General features: G+C 66.2%; 18 protein-coding genes. 10 read left to right on the top strand and 8 right to left on the bottom strand.

Translation table 11 applies throughout. The features are described from left to right. The first annotated feature begins 84 nt into the window (after positions 1 to 84). Together WG901_RS15825 and WG901_RS15820 are read left to right on the top strand one after the other, a co-directional pair. Positions 85 to 1,560 (top strand): ATP-binding protein, encoded by a 1,476-nt coding sequence (locus WG901_RS15825; RefSeq protein ID WP_339588061.1) that lies wholly within the window; start codon positions 85 to 87, stop codon positions 1,558 to 1,560. Between the two features lie 31 nt (positions 1,561 to 1,591). Beyond that, positions 1,592 to 2,722 (top strand): FUSC family protein, encoded by a 1,131-nt coding sequence (locus WG901_RS15820; RefSeq protein ID WP_339588060.1) that lies wholly within the window; start codon positions 1,592 to 1,594, stop codon positions 2,720 to 2,722. Between the two features lie 19 nt (positions 2,723 to 2,741). On the opposite strand, the gene WG901_RS15815 is transcribed toward WG901_RS15820, so the two are convergent. Further along, positions 2,742 to 4,919, bottom strand: coding sequence for a TonB-dependent receptor (locus tag WG901_RS15815; protein WP_339588059.1), 2,178 nt, complete (start codon positions 4,917 to 4,919; stop codon positions 2,742 to 2,744). 550 nt (positions 4,920 to 5,469) lie between these two features. Here WG901_RS15815 and WG901_RS15810 point away from each other — a divergent pair. The 4 genes from WG901_RS15810 (at position 5,470) to WG901_RS15795 (ending at position 13,246) form a co-directional block, all read left to right on the top strand. Further along, the gene (locus tag WG901_RS15810) at positions 5,470 to 7,941 is read left to right on the top strand and encodes a TonB-dependent receptor domain-containing protein (RefSeq protein ID WP_339588058.1); all 2,472 of its coding nucleotides are present in this window, start codon (positions 5,470 to 5,472) and stop codon (positions 7,939 to 7,941) included. Positions 7,942 to 8,084: 143 nt separating this feature from the next. Further along, positions 8,085 to 9,857: a methyl-accepting chemotaxis protein gene (locus tag WG901_RS15805; RefSeq protein WP_339588057.1), complete on the top strand. Its 1,773-nt coding sequence runs from the start codon at positions 8,085 to 8,087 to the stop codon at positions 9,855 to 9,857. 224 nt (positions 9,858 to 10,081) lie between these two features. Then, positions 10,082 to 12,577 (top strand): TonB-dependent receptor domain-containing protein, encoded by a 2,496-nt coding sequence (locus tag WG901_RS15800; RefSeq protein ID WP_339588056.1) that lies wholly within the window; start codon positions 10,082 to 10,084, stop codon positions 12,575 to 12,577. A 330-nt stretch (positions 12,578 to 12,907) separates the two neighbouring features. Beyond that, a complete protein-coding gene (locus WG901_RS15795) occupies positions 12,908 to 13,246 on the top strand; it encodes a DUF3060 domain-containing protein (RefSeq protein WP_339588055.1) in 339 nt (112 codons plus the stop codon). A 161-nt stretch (positions 13,247 to 13,407) separates the two neighbouring features. On the opposite strand, the gene WG901_RS15790 is transcribed toward WG901_RS15795, so the two are convergent. From WG901_RS15790 to WG901_RS15775, 4 genes are all read right to left on the bottom strand, one after another. Next, the gene (locus WG901_RS15790) at positions 13,408 to 13,785 is read right to left on the bottom strand and encodes a hypothetical protein (RefSeq protein ID WP_339588054.1); all 378 of its coding nucleotides are present in this window, start codon (positions 13,783 to 13,785) and stop codon (positions 13,408 to 13,410) included. A gap of 112 nt (positions 13,786 to 13,897) precedes the next feature. Then, on the bottom strand, positions 13,898 to 15,031 hold the full coding sequence (locus WG901_RS15785) for a DUF2332 domain-containing protein (protein ID WP_339588053.1): 1,134 nt from the start codon (positions 15,029 to 15,031) through the stop codon (positions 13,898 to 13,900). Positions 15,032 to 15,389: 358 nt separating this feature from the next. Next, positions 15,390 to 16,889 (bottom strand): carboxylesterase/lipase family protein, encoded by a 1,500-nt coding sequence (locus WG901_RS15780; protein WP_339588052.1) that lies wholly within the window; start codon positions 16,887 to 16,889, stop codon positions 15,390 to 15,392. 91 nt (positions 16,890 to 16,980) lie between these two features. Continuing rightward, entirely contained in the window at positions 16,981 to 17,457 is a 477-nt protein-coding gene (locus tag WG901_RS15775) for an Lrp/AsnC family transcriptional regulator (RefSeq protein ID WP_339588051.1), read from the bottom strand. Positions 17,458 to 17,552: 95 nt separating this feature from the next. On the opposite strand from WG901_RS15775, the gene phhA reads away from it, so the two are divergent. The 4 genes from phhA to fahA are packed head-to-tail and all read left to right on the top strand — an operon-like array spanning position 17,553 to position 22,086. Then, a complete protein-coding gene (phhA, locus tag WG901_RS15770) occupies positions 17,553 to 18,458 on the top strand; it encodes a phenylalanine 4-monooxygenase (protein ID WP_339588050.1) in 906 nt (301 codons plus the stop codon). After that, complete coding sequence (gene hppD / locus WG901_RS15765) at positions 18,442 to 19,494, top strand: 4-hydroxyphenylpyruvate dioxygenase (RefSeq protein WP_339588049.1); 1,053 nt, start codon at positions 18,442 to 18,444, stop codon at positions 19,492 to 19,494. The genes phhA and hppD overlap by 17 nt, the downstream gene beginning before the upstream one ends. 22 nt (positions 19,495 to 19,516) lie before the next feature. Beyond that, positions 19,517 to 20,785 (top strand): homogentisate 1,2-dioxygenase, encoded by a 1,269-nt coding sequence (hmgA, locus tag WG901_RS15760; protein ID WP_339588426.1) that lies wholly within the window; start codon positions 19,517 to 19,519, stop codon positions 20,783 to 20,785. After that, entirely contained in the window at positions 20,782 to 22,086 is a 1,305-nt protein-coding gene (fahA, locus tag WG901_RS15755) for a fumarylacetoacetase (RefSeq protein WP_339588048.1), read from the top strand. The genes hmgA and fahA overlap by 4 nt, the downstream gene beginning before the upstream one ends. Here fahA and WG901_RS15750 read toward each other — a convergent pair. The 3 genes from WG901_RS15750 to WG901_RS15740 are packed head-to-tail and all read right to left on the bottom strand — an operon-like array spanning position 22,083 to position 24,240. Beyond that, positions 22,083 to 22,343, bottom strand: coding sequence for a hypothetical protein (locus WG901_RS15750; RefSeq protein ID WP_339588047.1), 261 nt, complete (start codon positions 22,341 to 22,343; stop codon positions 22,083 to 22,085). The two genes, fahA and WG901_RS15750, sit on opposite strands and share 4 nt — an antisense overlap. After that, positions 22,340 to 23,923, bottom strand: coding sequence for a PepSY-associated TM helix domain-containing protein (locus tag WG901_RS15745; RefSeq protein ID WP_339588046.1), 1,584 nt, complete (start codon positions 23,921 to 23,923; stop codon positions 22,340 to 22,342). The genes WG901_RS15750 and WG901_RS15745 overlap by 4 nt, the downstream gene beginning before the upstream one ends. Continuing rightward, positions 23,920 to 24,240 (bottom strand): hypothetical protein, encoded by a 321-nt coding sequence (locus WG901_RS15740; protein ID WP_339588045.1) that lies wholly within the window; start codon positions 24,238 to 24,240, stop codon positions 23,920 to 23,922. The genes WG901_RS15745 and WG901_RS15740 overlap by 4 nt, the downstream gene beginning before the upstream one ends. Positions 24,241 to 24,308: the final 68 nt, after the last annotated feature.

Below are 24,308 nucleotides of genomic sequence, written 5' to 3'. Positions count from 1 at the left end.
CTTTGGCCTCACTCTACCCCAAACCTCTGGAAAAGCCCCTCTGTGCCCTTGGTCCGAATCCGGCGGCCGATCTAATGCCCGCGCGTGAGCGCACCGATTGAAATCGGCGTCGACCCGAACGGCGCCCCGATCACCATCGACGTAGAGGAACTGCTGGCGACACGCCTGCTGGTGCAGGGTAACTCTGGCTCGGGCAAATCGCACCTGCTGCGCCGCATCCTCGAAGAGAGCGCGGGCATCGTCCAGCAGGTGGTGATCGACCCCGAGGGCGACTTCGTCACCCTGGCCGAGCCCTTCGGCCATATCGTCGTCGACGGCGCCGCCTACTCGGCCGAGGAGCTCGCGCGGCTCGCCCAGCGCATCCGCAAGCACCGCGCCTCGGTCGTGCTCGCGCTCGACGAGCTCGAGATCGAGGCGCAGATGCGCGCTGCGGCGATCTTCCTCTCGGCGCTGTTCGATGCCCCGCGCGAGGAATGGTATCCGGCGCTGGTCGTGGTCGACGAAGCGCAGATGTTCGCCCCCGTCGCCTCTGGCGAGGTCAGCGACGAAGCGCGCCGGCTCTCCCTCGCGGCGATGACCAACCTGATGTGCCGCGGCCGCAAGCGCGGGCTCGCGGGCATCGTCGCGACCCAGCGGCTGGCCAAGCTGGCCAAGAACGTCGCGGCCGAAGCCTCGAACTTCCTGATGGGGCGCACCTTCCTCGACATCGACATGGCGCGCGCGGCCGACCTGCTCGGCATGGAGCGCCGTCAGGCCGAGCAGATCCGCGACCTCGCGCGCGGCCAGTTCCTCGGGCTCGGCCCGGCGATCAGCCGGCGCCCGGTGGCCGTGCGCATCGGCTCGGTCCGCACCGGCTCGCGCGGCGGCTCGCACGCGCTGACCCCGCCGCCCTCGGCCTCGCCCGACGACATCCACGCGCTGCTCCATACGGACCTCCATACCGACGAGACGCCGATCCACCGCCCGGCCCCGCCCGAGCCCGAGTTCGACGCCGACGAACTGATGGAGCGTATCGCCGCGGTGCCGCTGGTGCCCGAAGAGGAAGAGGAGGTGATCCAGCCGCAGCTGTTCACGCCTTCGCGCTACGAGATCGACGTCGCGGTCAACGCGATCCTTGCCGAGATGGTGGCCGAGGAGAACTGCACCTTCCAGTCGCCCGCGACGCTGTTCCAGGACTTTTCGGTGCGCTGTCGCATGCAGCGGCTGACCGCGGGCCATGTCGACATGACCCAGTTCCGCCGCCGCTTCGCCATGGCCGTGGCGGGCATCTTCAATCCCGAGGCGGCCGAATGGGCCGAGATCCTGCGCGTTGCCAAGCCGCTTGCCGACGACCTGCTCGCGCCCTTCCTGCTGATGGCCCGCGCTGCGCGCGACGATGCGCCCTGCCCCGACGACGACGAACTCGCGCGGATTTACGGCACCAATTCGCCGGGCCGCGTGCGCCGGCTGATCGAGCACTACGAAAAGGCCGGGCTGATCGTGGTGCGCACCGACTTTTCCGGCCGCCGTTCGGTGAGCATTCCCGAACTGGGCCTGGCGACGGCACCGCTCGAGGTTTGATCCCACGCCCAAGTGGAGTCATAGCGGGGCGATGACGCCTGCCGACACGCGCCCCGCCAATCCGACGCTGACCGAAAGGCTCCGCCGCGAACTGCGCGTGCTGATAACGCCGGGCCGCCGCATGGCCGACGAGCTCGAATGCGTCGCCTCGGTGCTTCTGGCCATCGTCATCGCCCATCTGGTCGGCGCCGAAATGATCGCCTGGGCCGCCTTCAGCGCCTTCGTGCTGCTCAAGGGCCCGGTCGGCGAGACGCTGGTGCGCGCCGTGCTGCGCATGATCGGCACCTTCCTGGGCGCGACCCTGGCGATCTGGTTCGAGCGAATGACGAACCTGGCCCTCTGGCAGATCATGCTCGCGGTCGCGCTCGTCGGCGGGGTCGGGCTCTACGGCATGCTCACCGCCAAGCGCGCCTATGCCTTCCTGCTGTTCGGCCTGACCTTCCTGATGATCGTGCTCGATCGCATGGAGAACCGCCACCTCGACATCGAGGCGCTGGCGCTGACCCGCGTGCTCGAGGTTGGCGCGGGAACGCTCGCCTGCGTGATCGTCAGCGTGGTCTCAACCCTCACTGCGCGCCGTTGGTGGCCCGCCTCGCTGACGCCGTCAACGCCGCCGGTCGGCTGGCATCCCGACGCCGCGCGCCACGCCGTCCAGGCCGCAATAGCACTGAGCCTGCTGCCCGTGATCCACCTTTACTGGGACATTCCCGAACTCGCTCAAGCGGGGGTGACGATCATGGCGGTGATGATCGTTCCCGTCGCCGGCCTCGGCTCGAGCGGGCTCGCGCCGGTCAGCCGACGGCTGCGCCAGCGCGCGGTCGGTTGCCTCGCCGGCGGACTGCTGGCCGCGGCGATCCTCTATGTCGCGCACGGCTCGGTGCCGCTGCTCGTCGCGGGGACGTGCCTGGGCATCGTGCTGGGCCGCCACATAGAGAACGGCTCGACGCGCAACGCCTATCTCGGGCTGCAGTTCACCCTGGCCGTGCTCGTGGTGCTCGTTCCCGACGACTATGCCAATGTCGCGATCGAGCCGGGGCTCGAGCGCATGGTCAGCGTGTTCATCGGCATGGCGATCCTCGTGCCGATCCTCGTCGCCGGGCACCTGATCGCGCCGGAACGCGCGGCGGCCGACACCTCCGAGGACACGAGCGCCTCGGAATGACGGCCGCCTTGCTCGGGTCTTAGAAGTCGATCGAGGCCGACGCGCGGAAGGTGCGCGGGTTGCCCTGCAGCAGGTCGGCGCTGAACACCTGGAAGGCCGAGGCCCAGTAGCGCTTGTTGGCGACGTTATCGACGCCGAAGCGCAAGGTCAGCGGCTTGTCGGCGACCACCGCGACGTAGCGCGCGCCCAGGTCGACGCGGGTCCACGACGGCAGCGTCAGCGTATTGGCGAGGTTCGCCGCCTGCTCGCCCGTGTAGACCACGCGGCCGGTCAGGGTGAATCCCGGCACGAAGGGCAGGTCCCACTCGACGTTGGCGTTGAGCAGCAGGTCGGGCACGCCGACCGCGTCGGTGTTGGTCGCGCGTTGCTTGGCGTCGATGTACGAACCGCCGGCGATCAGGCGCAGGCCCTCGACGGGCTCGCCGTCGACCGAAACCTCGACGCCCTTGTGGCGCTGGGTGCCGATCGGGCCGTAGCGCAGGAAGCCGGGACGGTTCGGATCGAGCGCCAGGCCGGCGGTGATGCGGTCGATCTGGAACAGCGCGACGCTCGCGTTGAAGCGCGGCGAGTTGTATTTGATGCCCGCCTCGTACTGCTTCGACTTGTAGGGCGTGAGCGCCTCGCCGGCATTGCTGACGGGGATATTCGCGCCGCCCGTGCCGGTGCCCGTGTTGGGCGCGACATCGCCCGCGACCAGCGCCTCGATGCGGTTGGCGTAGAGCGACACGCCGGCAACCGGCTTGATCACCAGGCCAACCACCGGGGTCACGGCGCTTTCGTCGTAATTGCTCTGCTGAGCGCCGCCGAAATAGGAATAGCCCTTGGTCGCGATCGTCTGCAGGCGCAGGCCCGCGGTCAGCAGCACCTTGTCGTCGAGCACGCCGATCGTGTCCGAGGCGAAGGCGCTCCACAGGCGGCTGCGCGAGATCGGGAAGGGATCGGTCAGGTTGCCGCCGGCAAAGGACACGGTGGTCGGCCGCAACACGGTGACCGGGTTGTAGATGTTCGTCGCCTGCGCCGCGCCCGAGACGTAGAACTCGTAGGCGTTGCGGTTGACCTGCCAGATCGCCGATCCGCCGACGTTGAACTCGTGGGTGATGCCGCCCGCGGCCAGGTTGACGCGGATGCCGGCCTGCGCCGCCTCGTTGTTGTCGGTGCGCGGGATGTACGACGCGCCGATCGTCGCCGCGCCGGTCAGCGCATTGGTCACGGTGACGCCGCCGTAGATGCCCTTCTCCGAACCGTCGCGCGCGCCGAACGAGGCATAGAGCATCGCGTTGTCGGCCACGTCGTATTCGAGCTTCAGCTGACCGAACAGGTCGCGCAGATCGGTATAGGTCCAGGGCTGGGCATAGTTGGTCTCGGCGCGCGGCACGACCGGCACCGCGCCGCTGACCGCGACCTTCGGGCGCAGGCCCTCGACGCGGACCTTCTGATAAGCGAGGTCGAGCACCACGCGCAGCGGGCCACTGTCATAGGACAGCGCGCCGCCGACAACGTAGGAGCTGCGATATTCGCTATCGATCGCGACGTCACCCTGGCGGCCCGCGCCGTTGATCCGCAGGCCCCATTCGCCATTGGCGCCGAAGCGGCGCGACAGGTCGAAGCTGCCGCCCCAGTGCTTGTCCGAGGTGTAGTTGGCGGTGACGCGCGCCAGATCGTCCTGGCTTGCGCGCTTGGGCAGCAGGTTGACGCTGCCGCCCAGGCCAGAACCGCCCGGCGCGGCGCCGTTGAGGAAGGCGCTGGCGCCGTTGAGCACCTGCACCGATTCATAGAGCTCGGGCGAGATCAGCTGGCGCGGGGTGATGCCGTAGAGGCCGTCGAAGCCGATGTCGTCGCCGGCCAGGGTGAAGCCGCGGATGACGAACAGTTCGGCGGCATTGCCGAAAGCGAAGGTCGTGCGCACCGAGGGATCGTTCTCGAGCACCTGGCCCAAGGTCTGCGGCTGCTGGTTGAGGATCAGCGCGGCGTTGTAGCTCTTGATCGCGAAGGGGACGTCCTCGGCCGCCTTGTTGCCTAGCGCGCCGAGGCTGCCGCCGCGGCTGACTTCGGTGGCGTTGACCCGCTGCGCGGTGACGATGATGTCCTCGGACTGCTCACCGGCTTCCTGCGCCTGGACGGCAAGCGGAGCCAGCGCGGCGGTCGAGGCCAGCAGCGCGGTAACGAGACGGACGCGGTTGCGAAGCACGATGGACATAATCGCGAGTTTCCCATGACTTGACGCGCCCTAGCGATGGTGGGCGGCGATGTGCAATTGCAGCAAGTGATAATCACTTGCAACAATTCAGAATGGGCTTGTCCAGTTTTTCCGGAGCGATTGTGGCATTTCTGGCCGAACCTGCTCGGCTTCGCACGAGCCTGGGATACGACGTTCCCACCGCAGAAATTGGTGATTTCACATTCGGGATAGTGGGCACAATCAGGCCATTTTACCGCGGGATTTTAACGCGAGCGATTCTCATTAGATGATTTTTTGCGCCGTCAGCCGGGTAGACCGACCGGTAAAAAAGCGAGGAATTCCGCCGCTACGACCATAGTCTAAGTTCGCCGATCGGCTCGCCTGCTCAGCCCGGCGCCGGCGCCAACAGGTTAACCGTCCTTAAGGTTACCCGGCATTTATACCTACCGGCGCTGAGCGTCAGCCTTAACGACGTCGTGACTAATGCCGTGTTGACCAACATAGGTCTTGGGGATCAACGGGGCTTAACTATATGAAATTGAAGTACCTTCTTCTTACTGCTGCATTTGTGTTTCCTGCGTCGGCCTATGCCGATGAAGCTGTTGCCGCCAAAGATGCGCAATCGGAGACCGAATCGAGCCAGGCGCAGAAGCCGGCCGCACAGAATTTCAGCACGGGCGTCGCGAAGGGCCGCGACATGCTCGACAGCGCGATTTCTGCCAGCGCTTACGACAACGTCGAAATCCAGAAGATCGGGGCGCGCTCGCTTTCCGAAGTTCTTCGCAACATTCCGGGCATCCGCGCCGAAGCCGTGACCGGCGAAGGCAATGCCAGCTACACCATCCGCGGCCTGCCGCTCGCCGCGACCGGCTCGAAGTTCGTTCAGTTCCAGGAAGACGGCCTGCCGGTCCTCGAGTTCGGCGACCTCCAGGTCTTCTCGCCCGACTCGCTGCTGCGCGCCGACCTCAACCTCGCGCGCATCGAGACGATCCGCGGTGGTTCGGCCTCGACCTTCGGTTCGAACTCGCCGGGCGGCGTGATCAACCTCATGACCAAAACGGGCGAAGTCGAAGGCGGCTCGATCCGCCTCTCGACCGGCGTCGACTATGGCGAATACCGCGTCGACGCGGCCTACGGCGGTCGCCTGACCGACACCGTCCGCTTCCAGTTCGGTGGCTTCTATCGCAAGGGCGAAGGTCCGCGTGACGTCGGCTACGATGCCTACAAGGGCGGCCAGTTCAAGTTCAACGTCACCAAGGAATTCGACAACGGCTACATCAGGCTGCACCTGAAGTACCTCGACGACAAGGTGCCGTTCTACCAGACCGTTCCGATCCGGGCGACGGGCACCGATGCCGATCCGAGCTTCGTGAACTACGGCTCTATCGACGTCCGCAAGGATTCGCTGTTCTCGCAGAACATCGGCGGCTTCCAGACGCTCGACCAGACCAACCGCCCGACCCAGGGCAACCTGCACGACGGCATCCACTCGGTGGTGAAGTCGATCGGCCTCGAATCGCAGTTCGATGTCGGCGAGTGGACGGTCACCGAGCGCTTCCGCTTCGCGGACATCTCGGGCAGCCTGAACTACAACATTCCGATCGTGGTCGGCCCTGCAGCCGGTCTGCTCCCCTCGTTCGGCGGCCCGGGCGCGCGCCTCAGCTATGCCAGCGGTCCCAATCGCGGTCAGGCGATCACGAACCCGTCCACGCTCAACGGCAACGGTCTGGTGGCACTTTCGGTGCTCAACAGCTCGAAGGCCAACAGCTACGACAACATGACCAATGACCTGCGCATCAGCCGCGTCTGGAACCTTGGCGGCGGCAAGCTGACGACCACGGCGGGCTTCTACAAGGCGTCGCAGGACATCGACACGTTCAACTCGCTGCAGACCTTGGTGAGCGATGCTCGCGGCGGCGGTGAAACGTCGCTGCTGAATATCACCACTGCCACCGGCGTTGCGGTCACCCAGGACGGCGTCCTGAACTACAACATCCCGGGCAGCACCGTGCGCAACCGCCGCATCGACGCCAACTACGACGTCAACGCGCCGTACGGCTCGATCAACTATCACACCGGCCGTCTCGCCGTCGGCGGTAGCGTCCGCTACGACATCGGTCGCGTGAAGGGCACGCTCTACGGCGCCGATCTCGGCGGTGGCCGCGTCGGCATCACGGCGGTCGACGTCAACGGCGACGGCGTGATCTCGTTGCCCGAGCGCACGACCTCGGTCCTTCCGCTCGGAAGCCCGGCTCCGCTCAACTACAAGTACGACTACCTCAGCTATTCGGTCGGCGTGAACTATCGCGTCGCGGAATCGTTCGCGGTGTTCGGACGCTACAGCCGCGGCGGCCGCGCCGCTGCCGACCGCATCCCCTTCACGGCGGCTGTCAATTCGGTCACCGGCGCGCTGGCAAGCCCGGCGGACGGCTACGATACGGTCAAGCAGGCCGAGCTCGGCGCGAAGTTCCGCAAGGATAACATCACGCTGAACGCAACCGCCTTCTACGCCAAGACCAGCGAGCGCAACCAGCAGATCGCGGCTGCGCCCGACGGTTCGCTGGTGCAGGTCCGCATCGCCCGCGGCTACAAGGCCAAGGGTGTCGAGATCGAGGGTACCTACCGTACGGGCGGCTTCAGCCTGGCGGCCAACGCCACCTTCACCGACGCGGAGATCGAGAGCGATCCGGCCAACCCGCTGCTGGTCGGCAACAAGCCGCGTCACGCTTCGAGCGTGATCTTCTCGGCGACGCCGCAGTACGAAACCGAGCTGTTCACCGTTGGCTTCAACGCCGTCGGCACGACGAGCAACTATGCTCAGGACACCAACCAGCTCAAGCTGCCTGGCTACACGCTGATCAACGCCTTCGCTCGCGTCCGGCCGATGGACCGCGTGGAGTTGTCGATCAACGCCTCCAACCTGTTCAACAAAGCTGCATTCGTCGAGGTCTCTCAGGCCACGATCCCGGCAGGTGGCCTCGTTCTCGCCCGTACTCTGCTCGGGCGCACGATTTCTGCCGCGGTGCAGTTCGACTTCTAAGCTGAGTACCGACGGCCGGGACGCGAAACGCGTTCCGGCCGCTCCGGGCTCGATCGCAGGGTCCTCAATCGAGAGTAAGAAAAATGCTTAAGTCCGCGAAGATCCCACGGAAACTTGGCCTCTCCTTCGCCACGATCTGCGCCATGGCCGCAGTCGTGATGATCGTGTTTCTGGCCAACATCCTGATGATCTCTGGCTCGACCGATCGCAACAACGAAAGCCAGGGAATCCACGCTGAGGTGCTCACGCTGGAAACCGCGCTGCTGCGTCAGAACAGCCAGCTTCGCGGCTACCTCGTGACCGGCGACGACTCCTATCTCAAGTCCTACAACGAAGGACGCGACGACTACGACTCCGCCTCGGCCAAGCTTGAGAAGGTTCTGGTCGAGCCCGAGTTGAAGACGGCGCTGCTCGAATCGCGCACAGAGACGCTCAAGTGGCGCAAGGACTGGGGTGACCGCCTCATCGCGCGCGTCAAGGCCGGCCACAAGGACGAGGCCGCCGACGAGGTCCGCGGCGCCGGCAAGGCCGTGTTGGTCAGCGCCGCGGTGCTGCCGCTGCGCCTGATCCGCGACGCCCAGGTCGCCGCGATCGAATCCAACTCGACGCGCCAGCAGACCGCGATCACGGTGGCTCTGATCACGCTCACGATCGGCGGCATCGCCCTGATCGGTATCGCGATCTTCCTCGCCATGCAGCTGACCAAGCTCATCGCCCGTCCGATCAGCGGCCTGACCCAGGTCATGGCCGATCTGGCCGCCGGCCGTAACGACATTGCCGTGCCCGACACGGATCGCGTCGACGAACTCGGCGACATGGCCCGTGCCGTGCTCGTGTTCCGCGACGCCGCCATCGCCAAGGAAACCGGCGACCGCGATCGCGAACTCGCCATGGGCGAGATCGGTCGCCGCCTGCACGACCTGTCGCAGTCCGATCTGCGCGCGCGTCTGAACGATCTGCCACCGGCTTTCGCGGGTGTCGCCAAGGACTTCAACGCCGCGCTCGAACAGCTCTGCGGCGTCATGGGCTCGGTCCGCGGCACGATCGACTCGATCTCGAACTCCTCGTCCGAGATCCGTCAGGCCACCAACGACCTGTCGAAGCGTTCCGAGCAGCAGGCTGCCAAGCTGCAGACCTCGAGCGCGGCTATGGCCGACATCACCAAGAAGGTCAGCGAAAGCGCCGAAATCGCCACCAACGCCAGCAAGGCGATGGTCGAGGCGCGCAGCGAAGCCGAGCAGGGCGGCGACGTCGTCCGCAAGGCGATCGAGGCGATGTACGGCATCCAGAAGGCCAGCCAGGAAATCGTCGAGATCATCACCGTGATCGACGGCATCGCCTTCCAGACCAACCTCCTCGCGCTCAACGCAGGTGTCGAAGCGGCGCGTGCCGGTGACGCCGGCAAGGGCTTCGCCGTGGTCGCCAGCGAAGTGCGGGCACTCGCCCAGCGCGCCGCGGACGCCGCCAGCGACGTCAAGACGCGCATCACCTCGACCGCCGGACACGTCACGGCCGGTGTGGAACTGGTCAACGAGACCGGTGGCTCGCTCGATCGCATCATCGAGCGCGTGTCGAGCGTCTCGAACTCGATCGAAGCCATGGCCGCCGCGGCCGAGCAGCAATCGAGCGGCCTGCGCGAAGTCAACTCGGCCATCAGCTCGATGGACATGATGACCCAGCAGAACGCCGCCATGGTCGAACAGACCACGGCTGCGACCGAACTGCTCGCCAAGGAAGCAGAGGAACTGTTCCGCGCCTTCTCGACCTTCCAGATCGACGCGGCCGGCTCGCGCCGTCCGACGATGGTCTCGGCGCCCGCGCCCCGCGCGGCCCCGCCGCGGCAGATGTCGGCCCCGGTGCCGCAGGTCATGGGCAACCTGGCGCTCCAGAGCGACGACGACTGGTCGGAATTCTGACGCCACGCCAATAGATCTGGCCAAATGAAAAAGGGCCGGCAAGCACAACGCTTGCCGGCCCTTTTCATTTAACGACAATTACTGACAGCGGTTATCAACGGTATTGCCGATTTGTTTCCAGACAGAGGCAGTATTACATAGAGACACGAAACCTCCATATTAAATGGATCTCCCCTAGGCCCTCCCCGTGCGATCCCATCTCGGCATTCACGGGGCAGACAATCATGAAGTTCAAGTACATCCTTCTCGCGGCGGCCTGCGCCAGCCCGCTTCCGGCTTTCGCGCAGGACGCGACGTCGACCGGTACGGAAACCGCGGCTGAGGCGAAGCCCGCCAAGCAAGCCTTCACGACCGGCGTCGCCAAGGGCCGCGACATGCTCGACAGCGCGATCTCCGCCAGTTCGTTCGACGGCGTCGAGATCCAGAAGCTCGGCATGCCCTCGATCGCCGAGATCCTGCGCAACGTCCCCGGCATCCGCGCCGAGGCGGTCAGCGGCGAAGGCAATGCCTCTTACTCGATCCGCGGTCTGCCGCTCGCGGCGACGGGCTCGAAGTTCATGCAGTTCCAGGAAGACGGCATGCCCGTCGTCGAATTCGGCGACCTCAACTTCTTCGGCTCTGACGTGTTCATGCGCGCCGACCTGAGCCTCGGCCAGGTTCAGACGATCCGTGGCGGTTCGGCTTCGACCTTCTCGTCGAATTCGCCGGGCGGCGTTATCAACTTCATCTCGAAGACCGGCGAGGTCGAAGGCGGCGCGGTCCAGGTCTCGACCGGGCTCGACTACGACACCAAGCGCTTCGACTTCGACTATGGCGGCAAGCTGTCGGACAGCCTGCGCTTCCACGTCGGCGGCTTCTACCGTCAGGGCGAAGGCCCGCGCGAGATGGGCTACGATGCCCTCAAGGGCGGCCAGTTCAAGGTCAACCTGACCAAGACCTTCGCGGGTGGCTATATCCGACTCTACGGCAAGTACCTCGATGATCGCACGCCGACCTACCTGCAGATGCCGCTCGCGGTCGGCGGCACCAACGCCGATCCGACCTACAGCCCGATCGCAAACTTCGACATTCGCAAGGATGTCATCGGCTCGAACGCGATTTCGGCCCTCCCGACGCTCGACGGCGACAACAAGCTGATCCGCGACGACATGCGCGAAGGCTCGCACCCGATCGTCAAGACCGTCGGCCTCGACGCGCAGTTCGAGCTCGGCGATTGGACGATCAGCGAGAAGTTCCGCTATTCGGACATCCACGGCCGCGTCATGCAGAATTTCCCGCTGTCGGTCGCCCCGGCCACCGCGCTGCTCGCGGCTTATGGCGGTCCGCTCGCCAGGCTCTCCTATGCCTCGGGCCCGAACAAGGGCCAGGTCATCGCCAATCCCGCCACGCTGAACGGCAACGGCCTGATGGCCTATTCGCTGTTCATGGACGTCCACCTCAACAGCCTCGACAACCTGAGCAACGACGTGCGCGCAAGCAAGGTGTGGAAGATCGGTAACGGCGATCTGACGACCACCTTCGGCTACTACCACTCGTCGCAGAAGATCGATGCCGATTGGCTATTCAACTCGGCGGTGACCGACGTCGTCGGCGGCGGCCAGAGCGCGCTGCTCGACATCACCGACGCGCTCGGCCGCAAGCAGACGCAGGACGGTTACTACGCCTATAGCGCGCAGATCGTCACGACCGGCTACCGCCGCTCCTATGACCTCAACTACACGATCGACGCGCCTTACGCCTCGTTCAACTACAAGACCGGCAAGCTCGCGGTCGGCGGTTCGGTCCGTTACGACTTCGGCCGGGTCAAGGGCACGCTCTACGGTTCGGAACTGGGAGGCGGCCGCGTCGGCACGTCCAGCTTCGACATAAACGGCGACGGCGTGATCTCGATCCCCGAGACGCGCGTCGGCGTGCTGCCGCTCACGCAGCCCGGCCCGGTGAACTACAAGTACGACTACCTCTCCTACTCGCTGAGCGCCAATTACCGCTTCGCCCAGGATCTCTCGGTCTTCGCGCGCTACAGCCGCGGTGGCCGCGCCGCTGCCGAACGCCTGCAGTTCACCCCGGCGATGAACTACCTGACCGGCGAACCCGTCGATCCGGCAAGCAAGTACGATCCGGTCAAGCAGGCCGAGGCCGGCGTGAAGTTCCGCAAGGACAACCTCGAGCTCTATCTGACCGGCTTCTGGGCGAAGACCGGCGAGCGCAACTCGCAGATCAACAGCAATGCGCAAGGCCAGGTCCAGGTCCAGAACATCGTCCGCTCCTACAAGGCCGTGGGCGCCGAGTTCGAGGGCTCCTATGCCTGGGGTCCGTTCAAGCTGACAGCCGGCGCGACCTATACCGATGCCGAGATTTCGAACGATCTCACCGATCCCAGCGTGATCGGCAACGTGCCGCGGCACCAGGCGAACTTCATCTTCGCGCTGACCCCGCAGTACGACACCGAGCTGTTCAGCATCGGCGCGAACGTGATCGGCACCACCGGCAGCTTCGCGCAAGACACCAACCAGCTCAAGATGCCCGGCTACACGACGGTCAACGCCTTCCTCCAGGTGCGCCCGACCGAGCGCGTCCAGCTCTCGTTGAACGCGAACAACGTGTTCAACGTTCTCGGCCTCGCCGAAGTGACCCAGGCAGCGATCCCGGCGACGGGCGTGGTCACCGCTCGCGCGATCAACGGCCGGACGATCTCGGCCTCGGCGCGCTATTCGTTCTGAGCGAAAAGGCGGTCGGAGCTTCCGCGCTCCGGCCACCCGCGTGCCGCCCCCCGGCCACGCGAAAAGGCCCGGTGCGCCTCACGGCGCGCCGGGCTTTATTCTTTGACCAGAACAGGCTTGGCGCCGGCGAGCCTGCCTTCCTCTGCAACTTGGCGGTGACGACGAGCGGCTTCGAGCCTGCTACGTGCTTGAGCCCCAGATCAGAAATCTGCACCGGAGCGCGGATCCATTGCGTCCCAGCGAGGGTGTGGCGCGACCGGACGAGCGCCCAAGTCATTCCGGGATCTCGAAAACGCCTTAGGATCATTCTGTCCTGAGGAGTCGATGCCTATGCAGTGCACCAAGTTCGTCTTTGTCCCCGCCGTCCTCGCCCTTGCCTCCCCAGCTTCCGCCCAAGCCACATTCGAAGGCGCCGGCGACCAGGGCGAACTCGACTGCGGTGGCGGGATCGCAACGATTTCGGGGGCGAGCAATCGGATGACGGTCACGGGAGGCTGCAGCCAACTGGTGATTGAAGGCGCTGACAATGAGGTTCGCGTCGAGCTTGCATCGAAAGGCGTGATCCGCATCGTTGGCGCCAGCAACCGCGTGCAGTGGACCACGCCCGACGGCAGCAAGGCCCAACTGCGCGTAAGCGGAGCTGGCAACCGGATATCGATGGCACGCTGAAGCACGATCGCCACCGCGAGAACATCCCCTGCGGCAATCGCTGCGGCATCATAACCTGGTGGGAAATCCTCCCTGCGAAGGCGCAGCGGCGGATCGTTGGAACTAGCGGACCGGCGGGGGCGACGGAATAGCGCGATCGCAGGAAGGGCGGCGGCAGCCCTTCAATCGCAGGCGAAATAGTCGCCGGCGCGACAGGCTTGTACCGCGCGGCGCCAGGCGGCCACTTGCCGATCGTAGCGGGCGCGCTCCTCGGCATAGTCGGCACGGTCGCGTTCATGGGCACGCGATTGCGCACTGTAGTTCGACGCGGCATCGGCATGGTCTTCGGATCCGCGCCAGGCGCGCCAACCTTCGGCGTAGCGCGCATCGCGTTCGCGCACATGCGCGAGCTGCTGGAGATTCAGTTGGCGAATGATCTCGTGATCGCGCTGCCGGGCGGCGGAACCGCGCATCGCGGGGTCCTTGGGATCGTCCGCCAGGACGGCCGCAGGCACGACAGCCGCAAGCAGCGGTGCGCAGATCAACCAGCCAAATTTCATCGCATTCCCTCACCGACCCATGGCGCCGCTATCCCGAAACGTGACGTCTCGGGCAAATCGTTTGCGATGAAGTCCTCACGGCTCGTCGCAGATGGGGCAAGAAGATCGGGACTCAACCGCGCCAGTCGATCCACGAACCATAGGCGTGGCAGATCGCCAGCACGCGGCTGGTGCCGGCCTCTTCGCCGCCCGTCCAGTGGGTCAGGCGGAGTTGGACCTCGCTGCGGTCCGAATTCCATTCGAGGCTGATCCAGGCAAGCGGACGCTCGGGCGTGGCGCGCGCGCCGGCGGCCATGATCGTGGTCAGCGCGGCGCGGCGCTCGGCCTCGGGCAGATATTGCAGCACCATCGAATGCATGATCACGCGGCAGACGCCGTCGCGCTGCGGCTCGGCGAGTTGGCGGGCAAGCCAGGGCGCGGCGCTGTCGCGGTCGATCGGCGGCGGGCAAGCGCGGTTGATCGCGATCGCGTGACAAAGGCGCTCGGCACGCTGCGGATGATCGGCCCAGATGTAGGACAGCAGCCGCTCGCGGGTGAGACTTTCCTCTAGCCGCAGCGGACGCAGGTCGACGCCCCGGACCCGGTCGATCACGACCGGCGCCTGTGGCACCGTCGCCCCGCGCCATTCGGGAGCGACGCACACAGGCGAATCGAGCTTGCCCGCCCTCACTCCGCCCAGGTCATGGGCGTAGCGGTCGAGCATGAGATTGAGCCCGGCGCTCGCGCCGAATTCGAGCAGTTCGAAAGGCATCGCCGTATCGTGCGCGAGCGTCATCAACGCGGCCATGAACGAAGCCGAGCGGCCGACCTCGTTGGTCTGGGTCGGATGATCCATCCATTCGAGGATCGTCGCTTCGCCGGTTTCGAGCGCTTCGCCGATCGCACGGTCGAAATCGTCGTGCCGGCCGGCATAGAGTGCGTCGAGATCGGGATGGACCTGTCGCCGCGCCAGCGCGTGGAGGCCGGCGTTGAGCCGCATGGCCATGGCGGCCGCGGCGGGATCGCCGGGCCAGTTGCCGATCAGCGCCGCAAGCCGCGGCGCGCGATCGAGCTGGCGCCAGGCGGCGGCGAGCACGTCGCTGACAAAGGCCGAACCGAGCGCGCGCGCGATACCCGACTGCCGCAGCAGTTCGGCGCGGCCGTCTCGCGTGTCCGCCGGTGGCGCGGATATTCGCGCCGGCGGCACCGAATGCGCGACGTGATCAGCGTCGCCCAGTTCGGTCCTAAGGATTGCTGAGCTGTTCACCGTATTCCCGCACAATTGCCGGGCCCAATGGCCCGAACTTTCAGGAATCCGAGTAAGTGATTGTGGTTTATGCTTACGGAACGGTACCCTCGGAAATATACCTGGTTCGTGCCGTAAAAGGCTTGGCGATCAGAGATTTCGCGCTTCGCCGTGCACTGCGGGCGAAAAGGGGCTCCTCGCCCGGCGGGCCGGAAGTGTCCGAGGACGCCACCGACCCGCCCCCCACGCGTTCCGAGAGCGACCCGTAACACGCAGGGATCACGCCGGGGCGAGCCCGAACCGAAGGTTCAGGCCGCCGCGTCCCGGCGCGCGTTCGTTCAGCGCGGCGCTGCCGCGCGTATCGTTGGGAACCGGCGTGCTACTCCGGCAGGAACCGGGCGGCGGGCATGACCGGCTCGTGCACCACGTCACCTTTCTCGAGCTGGTAGACCAGCCGATCGAGCGCGTTGAACGGCATCCAGGGCAAGGTGCCATCGGTCGCGAACCGGACCCAGAGCGCGTGCACCCGGTCGGCCAGGTCCTGCGGCGGCGCGGCGCCGGCAAGACCTTCAGCGCCGGTGGTGGTGGGCAGGGTGTTGAACACGAAGGGCAGTTCCATGCCATGGCACGCACCGAGCTCGCCGTTGCAGGCGGGCGAGCGCCAGTCGAACTCGTAGGCCCAGGTTCGCCCGAGGTGCGCCGCGGCATATTGCCGCGCCGGCCAGCGGAAGACGAGATCGGTCATCGCGCGCGTGAAGGCATGACCGGGCGAAACGCCCTTTGTGCCCAGACCGTAAGCGCGAAGCGCCGCGCGCGGCTGCGGGTTCGACTTTCCCAGGATCCAACCCGCCAGCAGTCGTCCCAACTTGGCGCGCACGCCGGTGGGCACGAAGTAGAGGTTCATTTCCTCGGCATTGGTGCCGATGAGCATGTCGACCTCGGCGCCGGCCCCGGCGCGCAGTGCCGTCAGCGGATGCACGGGCAGCACGTCGTCGCCGATCACCGGAACGAAACGGCTTATGCCGAAGACCGGCTCGTGACCCGCGGCGTCGCGCAGGTCGAGTCGCGCAGTCGGCTTGGCCAGCTTGGCCATGGCGGTGAGGCCATCGGCCACGGAGGCGCTGCGGAAACCGGCCACCGTCTGCGGCACTTTGAGGATTTTCGCGAGCTTGGCGACGAGGCGTCGGGCGATCGGCATCTCTCGGACCATCGAGCCATGGCCGCTCTCGACGATGGCCCGGCGGAATAGCCCTTTTACTAGCGGCGAGGTTATCAGGTCGGCGATCGCCATCGCCCCCGCGGACTCGCCGAAAACCGTGACATTGGCCGGATCACCGCCGAAGCCGGCGATATTGTCCTGCACCCAGCGCAACGCGAAGAGGATGTCGCGCAGGCCGAGGTTGGTCGGCGCACCCGGCACGGGCAGGAATCCATCGATGCCGAGCCGATAGTTGATCGCGACGCAGACCACGCCCGAGCGCGCGAAGGCGCTGCCGTCGTGCACGGGCGCGTCCTTGCTGCCGATGACGAAGCCGCCGCCGTGGACGAAGACCATGACCGGCCGGCCCGCAGCATCGTCGGGCGCCCAGACATTGACCGTCAGGTAGTCGCGGCCATCGACGCCGCCCTTCCCGACCACCGGAACGACATCGAGCCCGGGAAATGGCGTTATGACGTGCGGCGCGCAATCGCCGGGCACCAGCGCGTCGCGCAGGCCGCGCCAGGCAGCTGGCGCCCGCGGCAGTTCGAAGCGTTCGGGCGGCGCGGCATAAGGTACGCCGAGGAAGGTGCGGATCCCCTCCCCTCGGCGGCCTCTCACTTGTCCATATTGGGTCGATGCGACAGCGTCGCGCCCGGCACCCTGCGGGTCGTCATCCATCGTGAGACGATAGGCCAAGTGGCCGACTGTTCACAGAAGCGTCAATTTGCCCTGCGGCAGGATGGCTATGCCGCCGCGGCGACCGTGCCCCTCAGGGCGCGACGGGCAGCGCCGTCTGATACTTCACGATCGAGAGCGCGAAATGTGACGACGCGCCGCTGACCGAGGGATGCTTGAGCAGCACGCGCATCAGGAAATGCTCGTAGTCGGAAACGTCGGACGCGACGATCCGCATCAGGTAATCCCATTCGCCCGACATCGAATAGCATTCCATGACGCGATCCTCGCGCTGAACGAAGGCGTGGAAGGCGTCGATGCATTCGGCCGAATAGTCGCGCATGCGCACTTCACAGAGCACGTTGACGCTCTGTCCGAGAAGCTGCGGATCAGCGAGCCGTACGGTTTCCTTGAGCACGCCGGCATCCTCCATCTGGCGGATACGACGCCAGCAGGACGGGCCGGTACTGCCGACCTTTTCTGCCAGATCGGCATTGCTCAGCGCGGCATCGCGCTGAAGCTGCATCAGGATTTTGCGGTCGAGCGGATCGAGCTTGACGATATTGTTCACGAAACCTCTGAATTTTTGCGAACCTTATCGCCTATTCACCGTTATACCAACACTTTGAACGGATTTCTCGCTCCGTTTGTGGGAAGTTCACGCGAATGGCCGAAGCCGAGCTTTCTCGCCCCGCGGGCACCGCGGAGGACTGGACCGTCCCGCAGGACTGGGCCGCCTATTCACCTGCCGAACATGCGATGTGGGATCGGCTCTTCGCGCGCCAGGCGGCGATGCTGCCGGATCGCGTGGTGCCCGAATTCATCGCCGGGCTCGACATGCTGCGCATGGACAAGCCGGGCATTCCCGATTTCGAGGCCCTGTCCGAACGGCTCATGAAGGCGACCGGCTGGCAGGTCGTCGCCGTCCCCGGGCTCGTGCCCGACCGCGTGTTCTTCGAACATCTGGCCAACCGCCGCTTCGTCGCCGGCCGCTTCATCCGCCGGCCCGACCAACTCGACTATCTCGAGGAGCCCGACGTCTTCCACGACGTGTTCGGCCACGTCCCGCTGCTCTCGCACCCGGTCTTCGCCGACTACATGCAGGCCTATGGCGAAGGCGGCCTGCGCGCTGATGGCCTGGGCGCGATCGACCGCCTGGCCCGGCTCTACTGGTATACGGTCGAGTTTGGACTGATCCGCCAGGATAGCGGCCTCAAGCTCTACGGCGCGGGCATCGTCTCGTCTTTCGGCGAGTCCAAGTTCGCACTCGACGATGCGTCCCCCAACCGCATCGGCTTTGGCCTCGAACGGCTGATGCGCACGCAGTACCGGATCGACGACTACCAGCAGTCCTACTTCGTCATAGACAGCTTCGACGATCTTCTGCGCCAGACGATCGAGACCGATTTCGCACCGCTCTATCGCCGCCTCGAAGGCCAGCCCGATCTCGAGCCGGAAACCGTGTTGCCTGAGGACCATGTCTACACCCTTGGCACTCAGGCCTATGCCCGCGCCAAGGCGCCCGGCTGCCCCCTTCCCAGCGAGGAATTGCCCCATGACGACCGCACCTGACAATCGCACCAACCCGCTCGGCCTCAACGGATTCGAATTCGTCGAGTTCACCTCGCCCGATCCCGCAGCGATGGCCGCGCAGTTCCTGGCGCTCGGCTTCGTACCGACACATCGGCACCCGACCAAGAACATCACGCGCTACAAGCAGGGCCGCATCAACCTGATGCTCAACCGCGACGAAGCCGGCCGCGTCGCCAAGTTCCGTGGCGAGCACGGCCCTTCTGCCAGCGCCATGGCCTTCCGCGTTGCCGATCCCGTAGCGGCCATGGCCTGGGCGCTCGAACATGGGGCCAAGGCCACGGCCGAGGACGATACGGTGATCCAGGGGATCGGCGGATCGTACCTCTACTTCATCCAGGATGGCTCGGACCTCTACGCCGACTGGGCCGAATTCGCCGGCTGGCGCGAGGCAGAGGCCGCCAACAGCGTCGGGCTCGACCTGCTCGACCACCTGACGCACAACGTCCGTCGTGGCCAGATGCGCGTGTGGAGCGAGTTCTACCGCACGCTGTTCGCTTTCGAAGAGCAGAAGTTCTTCGACATCAAGGGCAAGGCCACGGGGCTCGTCAGCCAGGCGATGATCGCGCCCGACCGCGCGATCCGCATACCCTTGAACGAGAGCCAGGACGATAAGAGCCAGATCGAGGAGTTCATCCGCGAGTACAATGGCGAAGGCATCCAGCACCTCGCGCTGACCACGGCCGACATCTACGACACGGTCGAGAAGCTGCGCGCGCGCGGCGTTCGACTGCAGGACACGATCGAGACCTACTACGAGCTCGTCGACACGCGTGTGCCCGGCCACGGGGAGGACCTCGAACGGCTTCGCAAGAACCGCATCCTGATCGACGGCGATGCGCAGAGCGACGAGGGCATCCTCCTGCAGATCTTTACCGAGAACATGTTCGGGCCGATCTTCTTCGAGATCATCCAGCGCAAGGGTAATGAAGGCTTCGGCAACGGCAATTTCCAGGCGCTGTTCGAGTCGATCGAGCTAGACCAGATCCGCCGCGGCGTGGTCAGCGTCGACGAATGAGGAGCGGGGCGTGAGCGAAGGCATGCTGACGGGCTTCGGCAACCACTTTTCCAGTGAGGCGGTGGCGGGCGCGCTGCCACAGGGGCGCAACAGCCCGCAGCACGTGCCGTTCGGGCTCTATGCGGAACAGCTCTCGGGCACGGCCTTCACCGCGCCGCGCGCCGAGAACCGCCGCTCTTGGCTCTATCGGCTGCGGCCGACGGCGGCGCATCCGCCCTATACGCCCTATGCGGGGGCTGCGCTGCTGCGCTCGGCGCCGTTCGACGACATGCCGCCCTCGCCCAATCGCCTGCGCTGGGATGCGCTGAGCCTGCCTGCGGAACCGACCGACTTCGTCGACGGGCTCGTGACATATGCCGATAACGATGCCTGCGCTGTGCATGTCTATGCCGCCAATGCTTCGATGCAGGACCGCGCGTTCTTCTCGGCCGACGGCGAACTCCTCATCGTGCCCCAGCAGGGCGCACTGGATATCCGTACCGAGCTCGGCGTGTTGACGGTGGCGCCGCTGCAGATCGCGGTAATCCCGCGCGGCATGCGCTTCTCGGTGGCGGTCGACGGCCCGGCGCGCGGCTATGTCTGCGAGAATACCGGCGCGGCCTTTCGTCTGCCCGAGCTCGGCCCGATCGGCTCGAACGGCCTCGCCAATCCGCGCGATTTCGAGAGCCCGGTCGCCGCCTTCGAGGACGTGGAGCGGCCGTTCGAACTGGTGCAGAAGTTCCTGGGCGCGCTCTGGAGCACCACGCTCGACCACAGCCCGTTCGACGTCGTCGCCTGGCACGGCAATCTCGCACCGGTGCGGTACGACCTCACGCGGTTCAACACGATCGGCACGGTTTCCTACGACCACCCCGATCCGTCCATCTTCACCGTCCTGACCAGCCCCAGCGACACGCCGGGCACGGCCGCCATCGACTTCGTCGTGTTCCCGCCGCGCTGGATGGTCGCCGAGGATACCTTCCGCCCGCCGTGGTTCCACCGCAACGTCATGAGCGAGTTCATGGGACTGATCGAGGGAGCCTACGATGCCAAGGCCGGCGGCTTCGTCCCCGGTGGCGCGAGCCTGCACAACGCGATGTCGAGCCACGGTCCCGACGCCGCCTCCTATGCCCAGGCCATCGCCGCCGAGCTCGAGCCGCACAAGATCGAGGCGACGATGGCCTTCATGTTCGAGAGCCGCCACGTCTTCCGCCCCACGCGTTGGGCCACGGAAACGCCGCTGCTGCAGAACGACTACGACGCCTGCTGGCAGAACTTCGCCAAGGCGCAGCTACCGAGGAATGACAGATGAGCTGGTGGACGATCGACGAAACGCACGATCCGGCGCGCAAGAGCTGGGTCGAGAGCGCCAACGGCCATTCCGACTTTCCCGTGCAGAACCTGCCTTACGGCGTCTTTGCGCCCGCGGGCGAGGCGCCGCGCATCGGCGTCGCGATTGGCGATCAGATCCTCGACCTAGCCGCCTGTGCCGAGCGCGGGCTGTTACCGCCCAATGTCGCCGACGTGTGCCTGGACGATACGCTCAACCGTCTGTTGGCCCTGCCGATCAAGCCGCGCGGTGAGCTGCGGCGGACGATCAGCGACCTGCTGACGCGCACGAGCTTCCGTGGCAGCCTGAGCGACGCAATTTACCCGGCGGCCGAATGCACGCTGCACCTGCCCGCGCGGATCGGTGATTACACCGACTTCTACGTCGGCATCCACCACGCCAACAACATCGGCCGTCAGTTCCGCCCTGACAACCCACTGCTGCCCAACTACAAATACGTGCCGATCGGCTATCACGGCCGCGCCTCGTCGGTGCGTCCCTCGGGCGAGCCGCTCGTGCGGCCCAAGGGCCAGCGCAAGCCGCCCGAGGCCGATACGCCGCTGTTCGGCCCGAGCGTCCGTCTCGACTACGAGCTCGAGCTCGGCGTCTGGATCGGCCCGGGCAACGAATTGGGCGATCCGATCGCGATCAGCGAAGCGGCCGAGCACATCGGCGGCTTCTGCCTGCTAAACGACTGGTCGGCGCGCGACTTCCAGGCCTGGGAATACCAGCCGCTCGGCCCCTTCCTCGCCAAGAACTTCCACTCGACCGTGTCGTCCTGGCTGGTCACGCCCGAAGCGCTCGCTCCCTTCCGCCTGGCCCAACCGCCGCGGCCCGAGGGCGATCCCGCACCGCTGGCCTATCTCGCTGATGTCGACGATCAAACTCATGGCGCGCTGGCGCTGACGCTCGAGGTCTGGCTCAGCACCGCAAAAATGCGCGACGAGGGGCTCGACCCGGTCAGGCTTTCCACCGGTCCGGCGAGTTCGATGTACTGGACGGTCCAGCAGATCGTCACGCATCACGCCTCGAACGGCTGCAACCTCCAGCCAGGCGACCTGCTCGGCACGGGCACGATCTCGGCGCCGGCGCGCGAAGGCTTCGGCAGCCTCATGGAACTGAGCGAAGGCGGCAAACGCACGATCGAACTGCCCGGCGGCGAGACGCGGACCTTCCTCGAAGACGGCGATGAAATCACGCTCAAGGCCAGCGCCGAGGCGCCGGGTCGCGCCACGATCGGCTTCGGCGAATGCCGCGCCCGGGTGCTACCCGCCCGAAGCTAGGCGCTGACGCGAACCTGCGCGACGAGCCAGCCGGCCATCGCGCAGGCACCGAACCAGACGAGGAAGGCCGAGGAATCGCCGAGGACGGCTAGGACCAGGCCTGGCACCAGCGCAACCGCGGCCAGGACCCGGCGCTTGCCGCTGCCATCGGCCTTGTCGCGCAGGCCAATCGTGCGACGCCGCTTGGGGTCGCCGTGCCAGAGCAAGGCAATGATCGCGAGCGAGATCGCGACAGCGGGATAGAGTAGCCAGGTCATTCGGCGGGCTGCAGCGCGAAGTCGTCAGCGCGGCGGTCTTCGCGGCGCTGACCCAGCAGGTTCCAGAGCGCCCAGCCGCCGCCGAACCACAGTGCGAGGTCGACCGCCGGGATCGCCAGTTCACCCGTCGCCAGCGCCGGTCCCCAGCCCGGTCCACCCGTGGCAAAGCGGACGAAGGGCAGCGCCACCAGCAGAACCGCCATGCCGATCTGCAAGGCGCGATCCAGCCGCGCATTGCTCAGCACGAAGGCGGCAGCGATCGTGACGAGGCAAGCGGCGACGAAGCTCGTCGGCGTCCAGAATACCGCCGAGCCGAGCGGCATGGTCACGAGGAAGGCGACCGCGCAGACGAGCAGCGCAAAGGGCAGCCCGAAGCCGACCACGGTGGTTGCGCGTTCGAGCCAGTCGAGCGACCGCGCACCCTCGCGCCGGCGGACGAGCCAGAGGCGCAGTCCCGTCAGCGTGACGTAGCACATCGCAAAACCCAGCCCGAACCACACGGCCTTCGACAGCACCCCGGCGAAATTGCCGAAGTGCAGCGGGCCCATGATCGCAGCCAAAGTACCGCCCGCCGAAGGGCGAGTGCCGATCGAGGGCTTGGCCCGGTCGAACTCGCCCGTGGCGCCCTTGTAGACCAGGGTGCTCGGCTCGATGTCGCCGGCCTTGGGCATGTGGAAGGTCGTGACCACGGCATCGGCGCGGCCGAAGTGCTCGATCGTCATGAAGGTCGGCGCTCCGCCCGCACGCTGCGCGGCGTCGGCGGTGATGCGGTCGAGATTGCCGATGACCTTGGGCGTGGGATCGGGCTTGGCGGCGCTGCCGAACACGGCCTCGCTCAGCGCCACCTGATCGCCGCCGAAAGCCGCCATCGCGACGATCGGCACGCCGACCGTGCCGAAGAACGAGAAGAACGAGCCGGTGAAAGCGAGGATGAAGGCGAAGGGCAGGCTCCAGGTGCCCGCAACCGAATGCCGATCGCGATCGACGAGCACGGGGTTCGCCTTGCGCCGCAAGGTGAAGATGTCCTTGAACAGGTGGCGGTGGATCAGCAGGCCCGAGATCGCCGCGACGAGCATGGCGAGGCCGAGCACGCCGGTCAGCAACAGGCCCCAGGGATTGGGCAGGTGCAGCCGCACGTGGGTGTCGACGAGGAACGAACTCAACGCGTCGTCGTTGCGCGGGCCGAACACCTCCTCGCCCGTACCGCGCAGTTCCTTCTGGACGTTGCCCGCCGCGTCGAGCTGATAATAGACACCGCGGTCGACCGGTTCGCCATTGGGCTTGAGCTCATGGCGGTGGAAGAACACGCCGAGGTTGTGATCGCCGATCTCGAAGGCGTTGACGTCATCGCGGAACTCGGCCGGCGTGCGCGGGATCAGCGTGCGGACCTGGGCGTCGATCGGCTTCTGGAACGCGGACCGCGTCTCGACGTGGCCGGCCGACCAGGCGCCGATCTCCTCGGCGAAGACCGCGGCCATGCCGGTCAGGACCACGGCGTAGAGCAGCAGCCCCAGCACGATGCCCGACCAGCCGTGGACGGCGACCATCAGCTTGGTCTCTTCCTTGGGGAGATGGATCATGACTTCGCCTCATGGGCTGCGGCGGGACTGGCGGCGGCAGGTTTGGACATAAACTTGTTCGCGACGAGTCCCGCGTGCACCACGCAGAGCCCGAGCGCGACCACGGCGACGCGGACCAGCTTGCCGTCGAGACAGGCATGGAAGAACAGCGCGGCCCAGATCAGCGGGAACAGAATGAGCGGCAGCACGAGATTGTCGATCTGCGCGGCACCCTGCGGCAGCCACAGCGCCATTCCCGCCATGATCACCAGCGCGATGATGAAAGCGCCGGGTCCGGCGAAGCCGACCCTGATCCATTTCCGAGCTCTTGCCGACATTTCGCCACGCTAGCCAATTATCGCCGCGCGGACAAGGATAACGCAACCGATTCGCAATAACGATAACC

This window comes from Novosphingobium anseongense, assembly GCF_037482895.1.
GTDB lineage: Bacteria > Pseudomonadota > Alphaproteobacteria > Sphingomonadales > Sphingomonadaceae > Novosphingobium > Novosphingobium anseongense.
This window is presented reverse-complemented; position numbering and strand designations above follow the sequence as displayed.

What these genes read in the sequence shown, in the direction of transcription:
- WG901_RS15805 (WP_339588057.1), top strand. Translation starts at nt 8,085, where the DNA reads ATGGCCGCAGTCGTGATGATCGTGTTTCTGGCCAACATCCTGATGATC.
- WG901_RS15795 (WP_339588055.1), top strand. Translation starts at nt 12,908, where the DNA reads ATGCAGTGCACCAAGTTCGTCTTTGTCCCCGCCGTCCTCGCCCTTGCC.
- WG901_RS15800 (WP_339588056.1), top strand. Translation starts at nt 10,082, where the DNA reads ATGAAGTTCAAGTACATCCTTCTCGCGGCGGCCTGCGCCAGCCCGCTT.
- WG901_RS15820 (WP_339588060.1), top strand. Translation starts at nt 1,592, where the DNA reads ATGACGCCTGCCGACACGCGCCCCGCCAATCCGACGCTGACCGAAAGG.
- WG901_RS15790 (WP_339588054.1), bottom strand. Translation starts at nt 13,785, where the DNA reads ATGAAATTTGGCTGGTTGATCTGCGCACCGCTGCTTGCGGCTGTCGTG.
- phhA (WP_339588050.1), top strand. Translation starts at nt 17,553, where the DNA reads ATGGCCGAAGCCGAGCTTTCTCGCCCCGCGGGCACCGCGGAGGACTGG.
- WG901_RS15780 (WP_339588052.1), bottom strand. Translation starts at nt 16,889, where the DNA reads ATGGATGACGACCCGCAGGGTGCCGGGCGCGACGCTGTCGCATCGACC.
- WG901_RS15745 (WP_339588046.1), bottom strand. Translation starts at nt 23,923, where the DNA reads ATGATCCATCTCCCCAAGGAAGAGACCAAGCTGATGGTCGCCGTCCAC.
- fahA (WP_339588048.1), top strand. Translation starts at nt 20,782, where the DNA reads ATGAGCTGGTGGACGATCGACGAAACGCACGATCCGGCGCGCAAGAGC.
- hppD (WP_339588049.1), top strand. Translation starts at nt 18,442, where the DNA reads ATGACGACCGCACCTGACAATCGCACCAACCCGCTCGGCCTCAACGGA.
- WG901_RS15750 (WP_339588047.1), bottom strand. Translation starts at nt 22,343, where the DNA reads ATGACCTGGCTACTCTATCCCGCTGTCGCGATCTCGCTCGCGATCATT.
- WG901_RS15740 (WP_339588045.1), bottom strand. Translation starts at nt 24,240, where the DNA reads ATGTCGGCAAGAGCTCGGAAATGGATCAGGGTCGGCTTCGCCGGACCC.
- WG901_RS15815 (WP_339588059.1), bottom strand. Translation starts at nt 4,919, where the DNA reads ATGTCCATCGTGCTTCGCAACCGCGTCCGTCTCGTTACCGCGCTGCTG.
- hmgA (WP_339588426.1), top strand. Translation starts at nt 19,517, where the DNA reads ATGCTGACGGGCTTCGGCAACCACTTTTCCAGTGAGGCGGTGGCGGGC.